The 17,315-nt window shown below is 60.5% G+C and carries 16 protein-coding genes and 1 riboswitch; of the genes, 10 read left to right on the top strand and 6 right to left on the bottom strand.

Annotated features, from left to right (window positions below):
* Positions 1-49: 49 nt before the first annotated feature.
* Complete coding sequence (locus BFQ01_RS08390; protein WP_249226998.1) at positions 50-1,174, bottom strand: integrase core domain-containing protein; 1,125 nt, start codon at positions 1,172-1,174, stop codon at positions 50-52.
* A 313-nt stretch (positions 1,175-1,487) separates the two neighbouring features.
* Here BFQ01_RS08390 and cysM point away from each other — a divergent pair, with 313 nt between their 5' ends.
* The 5 genes from cysM to BFQ01_RS08415 all read left to right on the top strand — a co-directional run bounded on the left by cysM (position 1,488) and on the right by BFQ01_RS08415 (position 7,580).
* On the top strand, positions 1,488-2,390 hold the full coding sequence (cysM, locus tag BFQ01_RS08395; RefSeq protein WP_015885254.1) for a cysteine synthase CysM: 903 nt from the start codon (positions 1,488-1,490) through the stop codon (positions 2,388-2,390).
* Complete coding sequence (gene rlmD / locus BFQ01_RS08400) at positions 2,390-3,742, top strand: 23S rRNA (uracil(1939)-C(5))-methyltransferase RlmD (RefSeq protein WP_065924912.1); 1,353 nt, start codon at positions 2,390-2,392, stop codon at positions 3,740-3,742. Before cysM ends, rlmD begins: the two co-directional genes overlap by 1 nt.
* Before the next feature lie 123 nt (positions 3,743-3,865).
* A complete protein-coding gene (gene relA / locus BFQ01_RS08405; protein ID WP_027603791.1) occupies positions 3,866-6,109 on the top strand; it encodes a GTP diphosphokinase in 2,244 nt (747 codons plus the stop codon).
* Positions 6,110-6,175: 66 nt separating this feature from the next.
* On the top strand, positions 6,176-7,009 hold the full coding sequence (gene mazG / locus BFQ01_RS08410) for a nucleoside triphosphate pyrophosphohydrolase (RefSeq protein WP_065924913.1): 834 nt from the start codon (positions 6,176-6,178) through the stop codon (positions 7,007-7,009).
* 25 nt (positions 7,010-7,034) lie between these two features.
* A complete protein-coding gene (locus BFQ01_RS08415; protein WP_010208656.1) occupies positions 7,035-7,580 on the top strand; it encodes a DUF2058 domain-containing protein in 546 nt (181 codons plus the stop codon).
* A 151-nt stretch (positions 7,581-7,731) separates the two neighbouring features.
* On the opposite strand, the gene BFQ01_RS08420 is transcribed toward BFQ01_RS08415, so the two are convergent.
* From BFQ01_RS08420 to purM, 4 genes are all read right to left on the bottom strand, one after another.
* Positions 7,732-7,920 carry a hypothetical protein gene (locus tag BFQ01_RS08420; protein WP_065924914.1) on the bottom strand — a complete coding sequence of 63 codons (189 nt, stop codon included), beginning with the start codon at positions 7,918-7,920 and terminating at the stop codon, positions 7,732-7,734.
* 206 nt (positions 7,921-8,126) lie between these two features.
* Positions 8,127-8,840, bottom strand: a complete 714-nt coding sequence (locus BFQ01_RS08425; protein WP_027603794.1) for a DUF3108 domain-containing protein — start codon at positions 8,838-8,840, stop codon at positions 8,127-8,129.
* A gap of 8 nt (positions 8,841-8,848) precedes the next feature.
* Positions 8,849-9,499, bottom strand: coding sequence for a phosphoribosylglycinamide formyltransferase (gene purN / locus BFQ01_RS08430; RefSeq protein ID WP_065924915.1), 651 nt, complete (start codon positions 9,497-9,499; stop codon positions 8,849-8,851).
* Positions 9,499-10,557: a phosphoribosylformylglycinamidine cyclo-ligase gene (gene purM, locus BFQ01_RS08435; RefSeq protein ID WP_014719398.1), complete on the bottom strand. Its 1,059-nt coding sequence runs from the start codon at positions 10,555-10,557 to the stop codon at positions 9,499-9,501. The genes purN and purM overlap by 1 nt, the downstream gene beginning before the upstream one ends.
* Before the next feature lie 357 nt (positions 10,558-10,914).
* Here purM and BFQ01_RS08440 point away from each other — a divergent pair, with 357 nt between their 5' ends.
* The 5 genes from BFQ01_RS08440 (at position 10,915) to BFQ01_RS08460 (ending at position 15,499) form a co-directional block, all read left to right on the top strand.
* Positions 10,915-11,955, top strand: a complete 1,041-nt coding sequence (locus BFQ01_RS08440; protein WP_065924916.1) for a DUF2066 domain-containing protein — start codon at positions 10,915-10,917, stop codon at positions 11,953-11,955.
* A gap of 42 nt (positions 11,956-11,997) precedes the next feature.
* The gene (locus BFQ01_RS08445) at positions 11,998-13,071 is read left to right on the top strand and encodes an AI-2E family transporter (protein WP_065924917.1); all 1,074 of its coding nucleotides are present in this window, start codon (positions 11,998-12,000) and stop codon (positions 13,069-13,071) included.
* A 203-nt stretch (positions 13,072-13,274) separates the two neighbouring features.
* A complete protein-coding gene (gene hda, locus BFQ01_RS08450) occupies positions 13,275-13,979 on the top strand; it encodes a DnaA regulatory inactivator Hda (protein ID WP_027603798.1) in 705 nt (234 codons plus the stop codon).
* Between the two features lie 209 nt (positions 13,980-14,188).
* Entirely contained in the window at positions 14,189-14,818 is a 630-nt protein-coding gene (locus BFQ01_RS08455) for a C40 family peptidase (RefSeq protein WP_027603799.1), read from the top strand.
* Between the two features lie 144 nt (positions 14,819-14,962).
* A complete protein-coding gene (locus BFQ01_RS08460) occupies positions 14,963-15,499 on the top strand; it encodes a C40 family peptidase (protein WP_027603800.1) in 537 nt (178 codons plus the stop codon).
* Positions 15,500-15,580: 81 nt separating this feature from the next.
* On the opposite strand, the gene BFQ01_RS08465 is transcribed toward BFQ01_RS08460, so the two are convergent.
* Positions 15,581-16,894 (bottom strand): PQQ-dependent sugar dehydrogenase, encoded by a 1,314-nt coding sequence (locus BFQ01_RS08465; RefSeq protein WP_065924918.1) that lies wholly within the window; start codon positions 16,892-16,894, stop codon positions 15,581-15,583.
* A 99-nt stretch (positions 16,895-16,993) separates the two neighbouring features.
* A riboswitch (cobalamin riboswitch) is annotated at positions 16,994-17,251 on the top strand.
* Positions 17,252-17,315: the final 64 nt, after the last annotated feature.

The raw sequence follows: 17,315 nt of genomic DNA on the forward strand, positions 1-17,315 counted from the left end.
GGGGTGTAGAACCGTAGACATCGTTTACATCTGAAACCGGGGACATCGTTTACACATTTGAGGCCTGGACGCGGGTCATACCTCGTCCAAGCCTCCCCAAGGGATAATCACACAGGTACAAATCCCAAGCTTCATCTTCAGCTTCTTTGAGCCCTATCCTTTCCCCGGACAGCGCCTCGCTGATAAATACCAACTTGCCGTTCCACTTGATCGATCCGTCCTGCCTGACGCTTCGAACTTTCATTTCTGCCGGATATTCCACATCGGGCAAGCATCCTGGATAAATTCGGGTGGACGGCACATACAAGTCTCCCGGACGTTTCATGCCGAGCGCTTCGTGAGGGCGTACGTAATTAAACTCATGCCTGAAATGCTCCAGCAAAAGCTGCTGCTCGACTAAGTTTTTCCCTAAGGGCAACTCAAGTTTCAAGCTACGGTGCATTCGTTCATGGCGACCATTCTGGGCGGGTCTTCCCGGCATGGTTCGCTCGGGATAAATACCCAGCCGAATCCACCAAACTGCCAGTGTGGATATTCTTGCCAGGCCAGGAGAGGCGAACGGTACCCCGTTGTCCGAACGGATAACTTCCGGCATGCCGTACTCCTGAAAAAGCCTCTCAAAGGCCTGTTTTACAGGCTGGGTCATGATCTTGGGATGGGCCCTGCACGCTAAAATCAGCCGCGACGCATGGTCTGTGACGGTCAAAGGGAAGCACATCTGAGCATTAAGCATCTTGAACTGCCCTTTGTAGTCAGCACACCACGTCTTGTTAGGTTCGTCGGCCTTTCGCATTTGTGCGTGGGAAATGCTGTGTCGGCGTTTGAAGCGCCGCTTTTTGACGAGCCCAAGTCGGTCAAGCCATTGACCGGCCGTACTTGGAGAGGGCCAGGTGACGGAGGGATCTTCCAGCCGTAATAGCTCGAGAAGCTTTTTCGGCCCCCATTTATCGTGAGCCTCCTTCATCGCGACTACACGGGCCAAAATCTCGTCGTCGGTTTTATTTGGGCTGTTGTGAGGTCGCCGGGACAGTTCGGATAAAGACCTCAAATCGCCGTCGTGCCGGGCAATCCACTTATCGACGGTAGGTCGGCTAACGTCAAAGCGGCGTGCCAACTGGCTTTTGGTGAAGTTGCCAGAAAGCCAATCAGCTACCAGCTTGATTCTTTGATTCATGGGGGACTCTTGGTTCCAGGGCATGATCAGTTACCTCCTGATCATGCGTATTAGCCTGTAAACCATGTCCCCGGTTAGAAATGTAAACGATGTCCCCGGTTTGTACCGGGGCTTGCCCCCTCCCACATTCGACCGAGTTCCAGCATGAGAATGCGGTCCAGTGTGGGAGGGGGCTTGCTCCCGATGGGGCCCTCAAGCTCACCCTCTTTTCCGCTTATTCCTTTAAGCCATAAGCACCACACTTTGCGTGATATGGCCCGCCGACCTTTCCCGGTATGATGTTCGCCCCCGCAGTCTGGATTGCGAATACGCCATGACCTTGCAGTACCCTACAATCGCCGATTGCGTCGGCAACACGCCCCTGGTCCGCTTGCAACGCATGGCGGGTGAAACCAGCAATACCCTGTTGCTCAAGCTCGAAGGCAACAACCCGGCCGGCTCGGTAAAAGACCGCCCGGCGCTGTCGATGATCACCCGCGCGGAACTGCGCGGGCAGATCAAGCCCGGCGACACCCTGATCGAAGCCACCTCGGGTAATACCGGGATCGCCCTGGCCATGGCCGCCGCGATCAAGGGCTACAAGATGGTGCTGATCATGCCCGACAACGGCAGCGCCGAGCGCAAGGCGGCGATGACCGCCTATGGCGCCGAGTTGGTGCTGGTCACCCAGGAAGAAGGCATGGAAGGCGCCCGCGACCTCGCCGAGCGCATGGCCGCCGAAGGCCGTGGCCAGGTGCTGGACCAGTTCGCCAATGGGGACAACCCCGAAGCGCACTACACCACCACCGGTCCGGAAATCTGGCGCCAGACCCAGGGCACCATCACCCATTTCGTCAGTTCCATGGGCACCACCGGCACCATCATGGGCAACTCGCGCTACCTCAAGGAGCAGAACCCGGCGATCCAGATCGTCGGCCTGCAACCAATGGAAGGTGCGGCGATCCCAGGCATTCGTCGCTGGCCCGAAGAGTATTTGCCGAAGATCTACAACGCGACGCGCGTGGACCGCATCATCGACATGGCCCAGCGTGAAGCCGAAGACACCACCCGCCGCCTGGCGCGTGAAGAAGGCATCTTCTGCGGCGTGTCGTCCGGCGGCGCCGTGGCGGGTATGTTGCGCTTGTCCAAGGAAGTGGAAAACGCGGTGATCGTCGCGATCATCTGTGACCGAGGCGACCGTTACCTGTCGACCGGCATTTTCGACGAACCCAACTGATGGCCAAGCACGAGAGAGGCCTGCGCTTCCAACCGACGGGCGGCAGCCGGGCCCCACAGATTCCCGTGGGCAAGAAGCAACGCCTGACCATCGAGCGCCTGGCCAACGACGGCCGCGGCATCGTGTTCTTTGAAGGCCGCACCTGGTTTGTCAACGGTGCGCTGGCCGGCGAAGAGGTTGAAGCGCGAGTGTTGGGCACCCACGGCAAGGTGGTCGAGGCCCGCACCGAGCGTGTGTTCACGGCCAGTGAACTGCGCCGTCCGGCACCGTGCGCGCACTTCGGTCGCTGTGGCGGTTGCAGCGTGCAGCACTTGCCCCATGCCGAACAACTTGCCCTGAAACAGCGCATGCTCGCCGAGCAACTGTCCCGCGTGGCCGGTGTCGAACCGCAGGAGTGGGCCGCTCCATTGAGTGGGCCGGAATTCGCTTACCGGCGCCGCGCCCGGGTGGCGGTGCGTTGGGATGCCAAGGCGAAGAAGCTCGAGGTGGGTTTCCGCGCCGTGGCCAGCCAGGACATCGTCGCCATCGATGATTGCCCGGTGCTGGTACAGGCCTTGCAACCGATCATGCAGCGCCTGCCGAACATGCTGCGCCGCCTGAGCAAACCTCAGGCCCTGGGGCATGTGGAGTTGTTCAGTGGTTCGTCCGTCGCCGTGTTGCTGCGGCATATGGCGCCGTTGTCGGGGGCGGACCTGCTGATCCTGAAAGAATTCTGCAGCTTCCATGACGCCCAGCTGTGGCTGCATGGTGAAGGTCAGCCGGAACCGATTGAGCCCGATCAGTCACTAGGGTTTCGATTGGACCCATGGGACTTGGAGTTGGCGTACCGACCGGGGGATTTTGTCCAGGTCAACGCCGGGGTCAACGAGGCGATGGTTGCCCAGGCCCTGGACTGGCTGGCGCCGCAACCTGCTGAGCGGGTGCTGGACCTGTTCTGCGGCCTGGGCAACTTTGCCCTGCCGCTGGCGAAACAGGTGTGCGAAGTGGTGGCGGTGGAAGGTGTGCAGACCATGGTGGACCGGGCTGCACGGAACGCCATCAGCAACAATTTGCATAATGCGCAGTTTTTTCAGGCCGATTTGTCCCAGCCTTTGAATGACGTGGAATGGGCCAAACAGGGCTTTTCTGCGGTACTCTTGGACCCACCCCGCGATGGTGCCCTGGAGGTTGTGCGCAAGCTCGCCACCCTGGGGGCCAGGCGCCTGGTGTATGTGTCCTGCAACCCGGCGACGCTGGCGCGGGACACGGTTGAGCTGGTCAAGCAAGGCTACCGGCTAAAACGTGCCGGGATCCTCGACATGTTTCCGCAGACAGCGCATGTCGAGGCCATGGCGTTATTTGAAGCGGGCTAGGATGCCCGTTTAATCCGACTGGCCTGCGTTCTCCAAGGCCTATGATCTGCCGCGGAGCTCGCAGTAAAAAGGTCGGCGATGATTTTGGCGCATCCAAGGTGCGTCATAGGGAAGGTAAGCAAGATGGTACAGGTGAGAGCACACCAGCCGATCAACACCGACGGCAGTATCAATCTCGAGGCATGGCTGGATCATGCCATCAGTGTCGACCCGGCACTGGACCGTGAAGCCTTGAAAGCAGCCTGCGAGTTCGCTCGTGAGTCTGAGCAACAAGACAATGCAGCGAAGAACCTGTGGGCCGAAGGCACTTCCAGCTTTCGCACCGGGTTGGAAATCGCCGAGATCCTTGCCGATCTCAAGCTGGACCAGGACTCGCTGATCGCCGCCGTGCTCTATCGCGGCGTGCGCGAAGGGCACATCCAGTTGCCGACCGTCAGCCAGCGTTTTGGCGCGGTGGTGGCCAAGCTGATCGACGGCGTGCTGCGCATGGCCGCCATCAGCGCCAGCCTCAGCCCGCGCCAGTCCATGGTGCTGGGCACCCAGGGTCAGGTGGAAAACCTGCGCAAGATGCTGGTGGCGATGGTCGACGACGTGCGTGTCGCCCTGATCAAGCTGGCCGAACGCACCTGCGCAATCCGTGCGGTGAAGACCGCGGACGACGAAAAGCGCAACCGCGTTGCCCGCGAAGTCTTCGACATCTACGCGCCCCTGGCCCACCGCCTGGGTATCGGCCATATCAAGTGGGAGCTGGAGGACTTGTCCTTCCGCTACCTCGAACCTGATCAATACAAACAGATCGCCACGCTGCTGCACGAGCGGCGGCTCGACCGTGAGCGCTTTATCAGCGACGTGATGGGCCAGTTGCGCGCCGAGCTGCAGGCCACCGGGGTCGATGCCGACATCAGCGGCCGCGCCAAACACATCTACTCGATCTGGCGCAAAATGCAGCGCAAGGGCCTGGCCTTCAGCCAGATCTACGATGTGCGTGCGGTGCGCGTGCTGGTGCCGGAAATGCGCGACTGCTACACCGCGCTGGGTATCGTCCATACGCTGTGGCGGCACATTCCCAAGGAGTTCGACGACTACATCGCCAACCCCAAGGAAAATGGCTATCGCTCGCTGCATACCGCGGTGATCGGCCCCGAGGGCAAGGTGCTGGAAGTGCAGATCCGCACCCACGCCATGCACGAAGAGGCAGAACTGGGCGTGTGCGCGCACTGGCGCTACAAGGGCACCGACGTCAAGGCCGGGTCCAACCAGTACGAGGAGAAAATCTCCTGGCTGCGCCAAGTGCTGGAATGGCACGAAGAACTCGGCGACATCGGCGGCCTGGCCGAACAGTTGCGCGTGGATATCGAGCCGGACCGGGTCTACATCTTCACCCCCGACGGCCATGCCATCGACTTGCCCAAGGGCGCCACGCCGCTGGACTTCGCCTACCGCGTGCACACCGAGATCGGCCATAACTGCCGAGGTGCCAAGATCAACGGGCGCATCGTACCGCTCAACTACAGCCTGCAAACCGGCGAGCAGGTCGAGATCATCACCAGCAAGCACGGCACGCCGAGCCGCGACTGGCTGAACCCGAACCTGGGCTACATCACCACATCGCGGGCGCGGGCGAAGATCGTCCATTGGTTCAAGCTGCAGGCGCGCGACCAGAACGTCGCCGCCGGCAAGACCCTGCTCGAACGCGAGCTGGGCCGCCTGGGCCTGCCCCAGGTGGACTTCGACAAGCTGGCCGAAAAGGCCAACATGAAGATCGCCGAAGACATGTTCGCCGCCCTCGGTGCCGGCGACCTGCGCCTGGCGCAACTGGTCAACCTGGCCCAGCAACTGGTCGAGCCGGAGCGCGGCAACGAACAACTGGAGCTGATCCCACGCAAGGCCACCGGCTACAAGCCCGGCAAGCGCGGCGATATCCAGATCCAGGGCGTCGGCAACCTGCTGACGCAAATCGCCGGCTGCTGCCAGCCGTTGCCGGGGGATGCCATCGTCGGCTACATCACCCAAGGCCGTGGCGTAAGCATTCACCGCCAGGACTGCGCCTCGGTGCTGCAACTGGGTGGGCGCGAGCCTGAGCGGATTATCCAGGTCAGCTGGGGCCCGGTGCCGGTGCTCACCTATCCGGTGGACATCATCATCCGTGCCTACGACCGTTCCGGCCTGCTGCGTGACGTCTCGCAAGTGCTGCTCAATGAGCGCATCAACGTGCTGGCGGTCAATACCCGCTCGAATAAAGAGGACAACACCGCGCTGATGTCCCTGACCATCGAGATTCCGGGGTTGGACGCTCTGGGGCGGTTGCTGGGACGGATTTCCCAGTTGCCGAACATCATTGAGACGCGGCGCAACCGTACCCCATGATTCGCGGAATGAATGCAGGCTAAATGTGGGAGGGGGCTTGCTCCCACACTGATCGGACACAGAAAGATGTATTCACTTGAAGACCTGCTGCACCTGATGAACCGCCTGCGGGACCCGCAATACGGGTGCCCGTGGGACATCAAGCAAACCTACGCGACCATTGTCCCGCACACCCTGGAAGAGGCCTACGAAGTGGCCGACGCCATCGAACGCGGCGACTTTGATCATCTGCAGGGTGAGTTGGGCGACCTGTTGTTCCAAGTGGTGTATTACAGCCAGCTGGCGCGGGAAGAGGGGCGTTTCGAATTTGCCGGGGTGATCGACAGCATCACCCGCAAACTGATTCGCCGCCATCCCCATGTGTTCCCGACCGGCGATCTGTATGCGCCGCTGGATATTCCTCAACTGAGTGAAGAACAGGTCAAGGAACGTTGGGAGCAGATCAAGGCCGAGGAGCGTGCGGAAAAATCCGACGCGCCGGAGCAGCTGTCCCTGCTGGACGATGTGCCCAGCGCCTTGCCGTCCCTGTCCCGGGCCGCCAAATTGCAGAAGCGCGCCAGCCAGGTCGGCTTCGACTGGCCATCGGCGTTGCCGGTGGTGGATAACGTGCGCGAAGAGCTGGACGAAGTGCTCGAAGCCATGGCCGACAACGACCCGGAGGCCATCGCCGATGAAGTCGGTGACCTGCTGTTCGCGGCGGTCAACCTGGCCCGTCACCTCAAGGTCGACCCGGAAACCGCGCTGCGTGGCGCCAATGCCAAGTTCGAGCGACGCTTCCGATTTATCGAACAGGCATTGCGCGACACCCACCAACCCATAGAAGATTGCACCCTCGAAGAGTTGGACGCCCTGTGGGGCGAAGCCAAACGTCAGGAAAAGAACGTGTCCAGCTGCGGTTGAGCAGTTGCCTAAGTGAGTAAGCACCATGAGCCTTTCCCTTCGCGACCAGTTGCTCAAAGCAGGTCTGGTCAACCAAAAGCAGGCCAAGCAGGTCGGCAAAGAGAAACAGAAGCAGCAGCGCCTGGTCCACAAGGGCCAGATCGAGGCCGATGACACCCAGGCGCGCCTGGCCGCCGAAGCGCAGGCCGAGAAGGTCAAGCGTGACCAGGAGCTGAACCGCCAGCAACAGGAAAAAGCCGAGGCCAAGGCCCGTACGGCCCAGGTCAAGCAACTGATCGAGACCTCGCGCCTGCCTAAGCTCACGACCGAGGACTACTACAACTTCGTGGATGACAAGAAGGTCAAGCGCCTGTCGGTCAACACGTTGATGCGCAACAAGCTGAGCAACGGCTCCCTGGCCATCGTGCATCACGGTGGCGGCTACGAGGTGATCCCCCGTGAAGCCGCGCTGAAGATCCAGGAGCGCGCCCCGGAACGTATCGTGCAGCTCAATATCCTCACCGAAAGCCAGGTGCCGGATGAGGATGATCCGTACGCGGCCTACCAGATCCCGGATGATTTGATGTGGTAAGGCTGTAGCTACGAATTGTGGTGAGCAGGCTTGCCCTGCGTTGGGCTGCGAAGCAGCCCCAGAACACACAAACCCCGCTCAAAAGGCGGGGTTTGTGTTTTATAGGCCCCCCAGCTGCGTGGGGCTGGGGGGCCTACAGGATTTTGAAGTTTCAGGAGCTTTGCGCCTGGCGTTTCATCTCAAGGGCTTCGAGCTCGTTTTTATAATTATGAGCGTCGCTCTCGTTGTGAAACATGCCGACCAGCAGGTCTTGTTGGTGGACATCCCAGATGTGAATCCCATGGCCCAGCGCTTCGTGGGACATATGTTCGTCGTCGCGTTCAGTTACTTTTACAGTCATCTGCTTGCTCCAATTTCTGGTGGGTATGCGGCAAGTCGTCGCAGGTCTTTTTATACGGTTTGTTAGCTTGCTAAGTAAACCGCTTTAGAGGTTTATGACAGAAGTTTCATGTTGGGCTCCCGATGACGGCAGACACTTGAACCCAAAACCCCCAGACGAAAAAAAGCCCCGCATTCAGCGAGGCTCTTCTCAGCTCATCAATCCAATCAGCTGCCCTTGATGGCTTTGCCGTCAACGGTACCGTCTTGCAACATGATGTTGTATTCCTTGCCGTCGGTTTCCACCTGACGCAGGGCTACCAGGATGCCACCCAGGTCCTTGGCGAACCACATCTGGGTGATGCGCTTGCTTTGAGTCGGGTCGCGTACGCGCTCGACCTTGATCGCGTCAATGCTGCCGACCTTGGTCTGGACCTTTTCCGGGCCGATCACACGGAAGTCGTAGGTGTCGACGTCGGTGCCTTCAACCACGTTGTAGCTCATGCTTTTCTTGCCGGCTGCCACGTCGCGCTGCAAGGCCAACTGGTAGGTCGACTTGTCGAGCATGCCGCTTTGCAGGGGCACATTGACCGGGTCTTTGTTTTCAAAACCCGTGACTTTCTTGGTCGACGGGTCGAAGTCCAGGTTGATCTTCTTGGTCTTGCCCAGGCCGCCGCGTTCGAAGGCGTAGCTCTTCGGTTGCAGGGTGTCCTTGTCGAACAGGATCACACTGGTTTCGGTCAGGCTGGCGATCATCATGGAAGCCTTGAAGTTCAAGGTCCAGGTGCCGTCACCGTTCTTGGTCAGGCTGCGTTCTGCCGAACCACTCATGGGCAACTGTTTCCAGTCGGCGGTGTAGCTGGCGGAGAACGGGTGTAGATCTGCCGCTTGCACGGCAGGCAAGGCGAACAGCGCAAAAGCGAAGAGCAAGGCGCGACGCATAAAATCTCCTAGGTTCGAATCAAGTGGCCGCTGGCCGCAAGTAACTGACCGTCCAATAATGCACCCTGGTCACCAAGAATCAACCGCCCCTCGGCAAACCAGCGCACAGCCAGCGGGTAAATCCTGTGTTCCTGGGTATGAACCCGTTGCGCAAGGGTCTGCGCCGAGTCGTCAGACTCTACCGGAACCACTGCCTGTACGACCAGAGGCCCGCCATCGAGTTCCTCGGTGACGAAGTGCACGCTGCAGCCATGCTCGCTGTCACCGGCATCCAGGGCGCGTTGGTGCGTGTGCATGCCTTTGTACTTGGGCAGCAGGGAAGGGTGGATATTCAGCAGGCGCCCTTCGTAGTGCCGCACGAAGCCAGGGCTGAGAATGCGCATGAAACCGGCCAGTACCACGAGTTGGGGGTTGAAGGCGTCGATCAGTTCGACCAAGGCGCTGTCGAAGGCCTCGCGGCCTTCGAAAGCCTTGTGATCCAGCGAGCGGGTTTCAATACCCGCGTCCCTGGCGCGTTGCAGGCCGTAGGCGTCGCTGCGGTTGGAGATCACCGCAGCGATGCGCACCGGGCTGTCGCCGGTGCGCGTGCTGTCGATCAGGGCCTGCAAGTTACTGCCAGTGCCGGAAAGCAGCACCACGACATCACAGGTCCGAGGCATCAGTGAGCCTTGAGGTTCTTCAGTTCAACCTGAGCCGCGCCTTCGGCAGCGGTGGCGATCTGGCCGATGACCCAAGGCTGCTCGCCGGCTTCACGCAATACGTTCAGCGCGGTTTCAACGTGTTCCTGCGCCACGCAGATCACCATGCCCACGCCGCAGTTCAGCACGCGGTGCATTTCGGTTTCATTGACGTTGCCTTTTTCCTGCAGCCAGTCGAATACCGCAGGACGCTGCCAGCTGGCCACGTCGACGATCGCCTGGGCGCCTTTTGGCAGTACGCGCGGGATGTTGTCCAGCAGGCCGCCGCCGGTGATGTGGGCCATGGCCTTGACCGCGCCGGTGTCCTTGATCAGCTTGAGCAGTGGCTTGACGTAGATGCGGGTCGGGGCCATCAGCAGGTCGGTCAGCGGCTTGCCGTCGAGCTGGATGTTCTCGATGTCGGCACCGGACACTTCGATGATCTTGCGGATCAGCGAGTAGCCGTTGGAGTGCGGGCCGGAGGATGGCAGGGCGAGCAGGGCGTCGCCGGCAGCCACTTTGGAGCCGTCGATGATCTCGGCTTTTTCCACCACGCCGACGCAGAAGCCGGCCAGGTCGTAGTCTTCGCCTTCGTACATGCCTGGCATTTCAGCGGTTTCGCCGCCGACCAGGGAGCAACCCGACAGTTCGCAGCCGGCGCCGATGCCGGTCACCACCTGGGTGGCGGTCTCGACGTTCAGCTTGCCGGTGGCATAGTAGTCGAGGAAGAACAACGGCTCGGCACCGCATACCACCAGGTCGTTGACGCACATGGCCACCAGGTCGATGCCGATGCTGTCGTGCTTGTTCAGGTTCAGTGCCAGGCGCAGCTTGGTGCCCACACCGTCGGTACCGGAAACCAATACAGGCTGCTTGTAGCCGGCCGGGATCTCGCAGAGGGCGCCAAAACCGCCCAGGCCGCCCATGACTTCGGGGCGCGCAGTGCGCTTGGCAACGCTCTTGATGCGTTCGACCAATGCTTCACCGGCGTCGATGTCTACACCGGCGTCCTTGTAGCTCAGGGAGGGTTGCTTGCTCATGATCCAGGCCTTTAGGGGGGATTCAGGGGTAACGACCGAGCGGGCGGGCACTTTTGGTAAAAGGCCCAGCCGTTGACGGTCTGCGAAGGCGCGCGATTTTATCAGGCTTGAGGGGCAGCGGCCATCCTCGGGCCGACGGGCAGGGCAGATAGATTTAAAAAAGCAGGTTAAAAAAATGCTGATCGGGTCTGTTCAGGCACGTATTAAGGTATAGCCTTTAAACCGCTGTCGTTAATGACATGGCGAAAACTTACCAGGACCCCGTGAATGTTTTAGTTGTCGCTGTGGTCACAGCCTGGCTATACCGATTTCACGCGGTCTGTTCCAGCCGCTAAATTTGTCGTTCGGGAATCTTCCATGCGTCTGTGTAATGTCTTTTTTGTAGGCTGCTTGTCGTTGATCAGCCTGGCGAGTCATGCCGAAACCCTCAATGGCCTGTACCAGGTACACGAACCCGTCAGCAGCCAATCGCCGCAAGAGCGCGACCAGGCGACCCAGCGCGCGGTGGAGACCCTGGTGATCCGCCTCACCGGCGACGCCAAGGCTGCGCAAGGCCCGGGCCTGGCGGCGATTCGCAAGGATCCGCAGCAAATCATCACTCAATACGGTTACGACGCCGGCCCGCCCGAGAGCCTGCAAGTGGACTTCGACCCGGTCAGCACTGATCGCGCCTTGCGTGACGCCGGCCTGTCGATCTGGGGCAGCAATCGGCCATCAATCCTCGGCTGGTGGCTGAACGACTCCACCGAAGGCAGCAGCCTGGTCGGCGATGGCCAGGCCGCTGCCCAGGCGCTGCGCCGTGCGGCACAGCACCGCGGCTTGCCATTGCGCCTGCCCCTGGGGGACCTGGATGAACAGGTGGTCGCCACCGCGCCGAATCTTGAAAACGCCGATGCCACGCCGTTGCGCGCCGCGTCCGAGCGCTACGGTGCCGACGCCTTGCTGGCCGTGCATGCACGCCAGGAAGGCAATCAATGGCAGGCCAAATGGCGCCTGTGGCTGGGTGACAAGAGCGAGCAGGGCGCCGCGCAAGGCGCCGACACGGGCGCGCTGGCCGATGCAGTCATGCTGGCGGTCAGCCAAAAACTGGCGCCGCGCTTTGCGGTCAAGCCCGGTGTGAGTACCGAGCAACTGCTGGAAGTGCAGGGCATGAACCTGGAGCGGTACGCGGCCCTGGGGCATCTGCTTGAGCCGTTTGGCGGTCAGCCGCAATGGGTGGATGGCAATCGTATTGTGTATCGGGTCAACGGCAGCGCCGATCAGTTGCGTACCCAGTTGAGCCTGGCCAAGTTGCAGGAAGTGCCTGCCGGTGAGGCCCCGGCGCAGCAGCCTGCGGTCGATGGCACACAACCGGCAGCGGCACCTGCGCCCCAGGCGCAACTGCATTTTCGTTGGTAAAAGTTCTTCCTATATAGATAGAAGCAAATAATGGAGTGGTTTATGGCGGATACGCGTCGTTGGGTGTGGCTTGGCGGGATCGTCCTGCTGTGCGTTTTTGTGTTCCTGCTGCATTCGATCCTGACGCCGTTCCTGGTTGCGTTGCTGCTCGCCTATCTGTTCGATCCTGTGGTGGATCGCCTGGAAAAAGCCGGTCTGTCGCGGACCTTGGGCGTGGTTGCGGTGTTTGCGTTGTTCACATTGATCATCACCGCGCTGGTGCTGGTGCTGGTGCCGATGCTGGCCAAGCAACTGTTTCGTCTCTATGAGCTGGCGCCGCAGATGCTCGACTGGCTGCAGCACACGGCGATGCCGTGGGCCCAGGCCAAGTTGGGCCTGTCGGATGGCTTCTGGAAGTTCGACAAGGTCAAGGCGGCGATCAGCGAGCACATGGGCCAGACCACCGATATTGTGGGGGTGATCCTCAGTCAGGCGACCGCCTCCAGCCTGGCGCTGATCGGCTGGTTGACCAATCTGGTGCTGATCCCGGTGGTGGCGTTCTACCTGCTGCGCGATTGGGACATCATGATGGCCAAGATCCGCAGCCTGCTGCCCCGCAACCGTGAAGAGCGCATCGTGGCCCTGGCCGGCGAGTGCCATGAGGTGCTTGGCGCCTTTGTGCGTGGGCAGTTGCTGGTGATGCTGGCACTGGGGATCATCTACGCGGCGGGCTTGATGGCCATCGGCCTGGAGCTGGGCCTGTTGATCGGCCTGATCGCCGGCCTCGCCGCTATCGTGCCGTATATGGGCTTTGTGATCGGTATCGGTGCGGCGTTGGTGGCTGGCCTGTTCCAGTTTGGCGGCGACCTGTACCCGATGTTGGGGATTGTCGCGGTGTTCATGGTCGGCCAGGCCTTGGAAGGCATGGTGCTCACGCCGTTGCTGGTGGGGGACCGGATTGGCCTGCACCCGGTGGCAGTGATCTTTGCGATCCTGGCGGGCGGCGAACTGTTTGGTTTTACCGGCATTCTGCTGGCACTGCCGGTGGCGGCGGTGATCATGGTGCTGGTGCGTCATGTGCACGATCTGTACAAGGATTCCGACGCCTATTCGGGGGTCGAAGACCCCGACCTGTAACCGCTGCGTCATAAACCCGGCTTCGGCCGGGTTTGTTGTTTATGGGGCTATGGCGTCAAACAATCCGCTTAAAACCGGCAAGTTAACGCAAACCTTTGATTTTGCTTGTGGTCTGCTGCATTGTGCGCCCGGCGTCACGGGTATAAACTTTGCAAACTTTACACAGAGGCCACTAACGGTTCGATGGGAGCCGTTCAGTCAGCATGAAACCGATTCAGCTGCCCTTAGGTGTGCGTCTGCGTGATGACGCTACCTTTATCAATTACTACCCAGGCGCCAATGCCGCTGCACTCGGCTATGTCGAGCGGCTCTGCGAAGCCGACGCCGGGTGGACCGAAAGCCTGATCTATCTGTGGGGTAAACACGGCGTAGGGCGTACCCACCTGTTGCAGGCCGCTTGCCTGCGTTTCGAGCAGATGGGCGAGCCGGCGGTTTACCTGCCGCTGGCCGAGTTGATGGATCGCGGCATCGGGATCTTCGACAACCTTGAGCAATACGAACTGGTGTGCCTGGACGATCTGCAGGCAGTGGCCGGCAAGGCGGATTGGGAAGAGGCGCTGTTCCATCTGTTCAACCGCCTGCGTGACAGCGGCCGGCGCTTGTTGATTGCGGCCTCCACCTCGCCACGGGAGTTGCCGGTGAAGCTGGCCGACCTCAAGTCGCGCCTGACCCTGGCGCTGATCTTCCAGATGCGCCCACTCTCCGACGAAGACAAACTGCGTGCCCTGCAATTGCGTGCATCCCGTCGCGGCCTGCACCTCACCGATGAAGTCGGGCACTTTATCCTCACCCGTGGCACCCGCAGCATGAGCGCGTTGTTCGATTTGCTCGAGCAGCTCGATCAGGCCTCCTTGCAGGCTCAACGAAAATTGACGATCCCTTTTCTCAAGGAAACGTTGGGCTGGTAACTGGTTGAATCTACGGGGTTCGGCAATTTCCAGGCGCCAGAAATCCTGCGTTTAAGCCACGTTGGCTACGCATGTGAACCGATAAATGGAATTACGGCTTAGATGTCATAGTCCAATCGCGAAGTCACATAGATCACGATTGAATTTGCAAATCGATGTGATAGAAGGCATAGTCTCGACTTCTTTACATACCAGCCACGGTCGTGCCCATGCTAAATCGCTTCGCACCCCTCGTGCCCCTCGCACTCGTTACCCTGTTGTTTGGTTGCGCCTCCCACCCTCAACAGGTGGTTGAGCAGCAAAAACCTCAACAACAGTCCCAGGCAAAATTCGTTGCTGCACAGTCTGCTTCTGTCTATGAAGAAGAGGTGGCAACCGAAAAGGAACTGGCCGATTTTTCCGGCAACAAGCCTTACCAGCTTCCAGTCCTGGCCGACAGCATCCTCGAACGCGGCATGTCCCTGATCGGTACCCGTTACCGTTTCGGCGGTACTTCTGAAGCCGGTTTCGACTGCAGCGGTTTCATCGGCTACCTGTTTCGTGAAGAAGCTGGCATGAACCTGCCACGCTCCACTCGCGAAATGATCAACGTGAAAGCACCGTTGGTCGCGCGCAACAACCTCAAGCCCGGTGATCTGCTTTTCTTCAGTACTGCAGGTCGTGGTCGCGTCAGCCATGCCGGTATCTACCTGGGCGATAACCAGTTTATCCACTCCAGCAGCCGTCGCAGTGGCGGTGTTCGAGTCGACAGCCTGGGTGACAGCTACTGGAGCAAAACCTTCATCGAAGCCAAGCGCGCACTCGCCATGGCCCCGACTACGGTTACCGCCAGTAAGTAAACTTAAAGTGATACTTGAAGTTTGACGTGTAAGCGCTAGAATCCCTGGACATTGTTGTAATCCGTTCGCGCGAGCTTTGCTTGCGCGTTCTGGTTTTCAGCGTTCGGCAGCGATAGCCGCATCCAGACCAGGATTGTTCTGCACATGTCGACCTCAGCCCGCCTGCTCCTTATTCTCTGCGCCGCGCTTATCAGCGCCTGCGCCAGCCGGCCGCCACCCGCTCCCGTTGCGGTCAAGCCCAAGCCGGTATTCAACTATTCCACCCAGAATTTCTCGCCTGCGGCCGAAGACGTGCTCTTTCGTGCACTGGGCCTGGTCGGCACGCCTTACCGTTGGGGCGGCAACACGCCGGACTCGGGTTTCGATTGCAGTGGCCTGATCGGCTTCGTCTTCCGCGACGCCGCCGGCATCTCCCTGCCGCGCACCACTCGCGAACTGATCGTGATGCGCGCCCAGGATGTCAGCGAGCAGAACCTGCAGACCGGCGACCTGCTGTTCTTCGCCACCGGTGGCGGCTCCCAGGTCAGCCACGCCGGGATTTACGTGGGCGAAGGTCGCTTTGTGCATGCGCCGCAGACCGGTGGTACGGTCAAGCTGGACACCTTGTCCAAGGCGTATTGGCAGAATGCCTATCTGAGCGCCAAGCGTGTGTTGCCAGCAAACCTGGCACGTAATCCCTGAAATCAGCGATAAGCTTCAAGTCGTAAGCTGCAAGAGGGTGCAATGCCACCTTGCAGCTCCACGCTGAAGCTTGCGGCTTCGCTACCTAGTGGCCGACACCCGCCACACCTTATTCCCCACATCATCCGCCACCAGCAAATCCCCTTGCTGATCGATCACCACGCCCACCGGCCGGCCCATGGCGTTCTCATCTTTATCGAGAAACCCGGTCAGCACGTCCACTGGCTGCCCTTTAGGCTGGCCTGCCTCGAACGGCACGAAGATCACCTTGTAGCCACTGTGGGGCTTGCGGTTCCATGAGCCATGCTGGCCGATGAACGCGCCGTTGCTGAACGGCGCCGGGAGTTTGCTGCCCTCGGCGAACGTCAGTCCCAAAGACGCGGTGTGCGGCCCTACCGCATAGTCCGGCACGATTGCCTTGGCCACCAGGTCCAGGTTCTGCGGCGTGACGCGTACATCCACATGCTGGCCGTAATAGCTGAAGGGCCAGCCATAGAACCCGCCATCCTTGACCGAGGTGATGTAGTCGGGCACCAGGTCGCTGCCGATCTCGTCGCGCTCGTTTACCGCTGTCCATAGCTTGCCGCTCTGGGGTTCCCAGGCCATGCCGTTAGGGTTACGCAGGCCGGAAGCGAAGATGCGCTGCTGGCCGCTGGCGCGATCCACTTCCCAGATAGCCGCCCGGCCCTGTTCCGCCTCAAGACCGTTCTCACCGACGTTGCTGTTGGAGCCGACGCTCACGTACAGCTTGCTGCCGTCCTTGCTGGCGATCACGTTCTTGGTCCAGTGGTGATTCAGGGGCCCGCCCGGCAGGTCGACCACCTTGGTGCCAGGTGCCTTGATCGCGGTTTCGCCCGCTTGATAGGGAAAACGCAGCAGCTTGTCCGAATCGGCGACGTACAGGTCATTGCCGACCAGTGTCATACCGAAGGGCGAGTTGAGGTTTTCCAGGAACACCGTACGGGTCTCGGCAACCCCATCGTGATCGGCGTCGCGCAGCAGGGTAATGCGATTGGGGCTCGGCACCCCGGCACCGGCGCGGCCCATGACCTTCTCCATGACCCAGCCGCGAATGCCCTTGGAATCATCCGGTTTGGGCGGCGCATTGGTTTCTGCCACCAGCACATCGCCGTTGGGCAATACATACAGCCAGCGCGGGTGGTCCAGGCCTTCGGCGAACGCCGCCACTTGGGTGCCGGCCGCCGCCGTTGGCTTCACGCCCTCCGGCCAGCCGATAGCCGGGGCAATGTTCACCGTGGGAATCAGGGTTTTGTTCGGCTCGGGTAGCTGCGGCGACGGCCCGGTGCCGTCGGACACCTGCAGGGTGGAGCTTTCACCGCAGGCGGCGAGGGTGCCGGCGAGCATGATGAGTAGGGCGAGTCTGGTTTTATGCATGGTGTTCTCCTTGATACCTGTAAGGGTAGAGGAGGGCGCTGGTGCGATGGTTCAAGTGCAAGGCCAGCTTTAATTGACGCTCCACCCCCAACCCACTAACCTTCGCGGCTTGTTCCAGGTGCTCTGTGACCCATGGGTCGACCGAGTGAAACAGGGAAGCCGGTGAGCGAGCGCACTTGTACACAGTGCTGCCGCGATTCCGGCGCTGCCCCCGCAACGGTAAATGAGTCAAGACGGTGCCTTTTGCCACTGTATCGCCCGCGATATGGGAAGGCGCGCCGTCGGCGTGTTCGCTCTGTCGATGAGCCAGCGCACCACTCATGAGCCCGGAGACCGGCCTGGATCATCCAACAGCATCACGGTGGGCGATGCTTGGCTGTCTGTTTTTTCCTGCCTGCCGTTTTTGTCCAGCCCCAATGGA

It is taken from the genome of Pseudomonas sp. 8 R 14, assembly GCF_900005955.1.
GTDB lineage: Bacteria > Pseudomonadota > Gammaproteobacteria > Pseudomonadales > Pseudomonadaceae > Aquipseudomonas > Aquipseudomonas marginalis.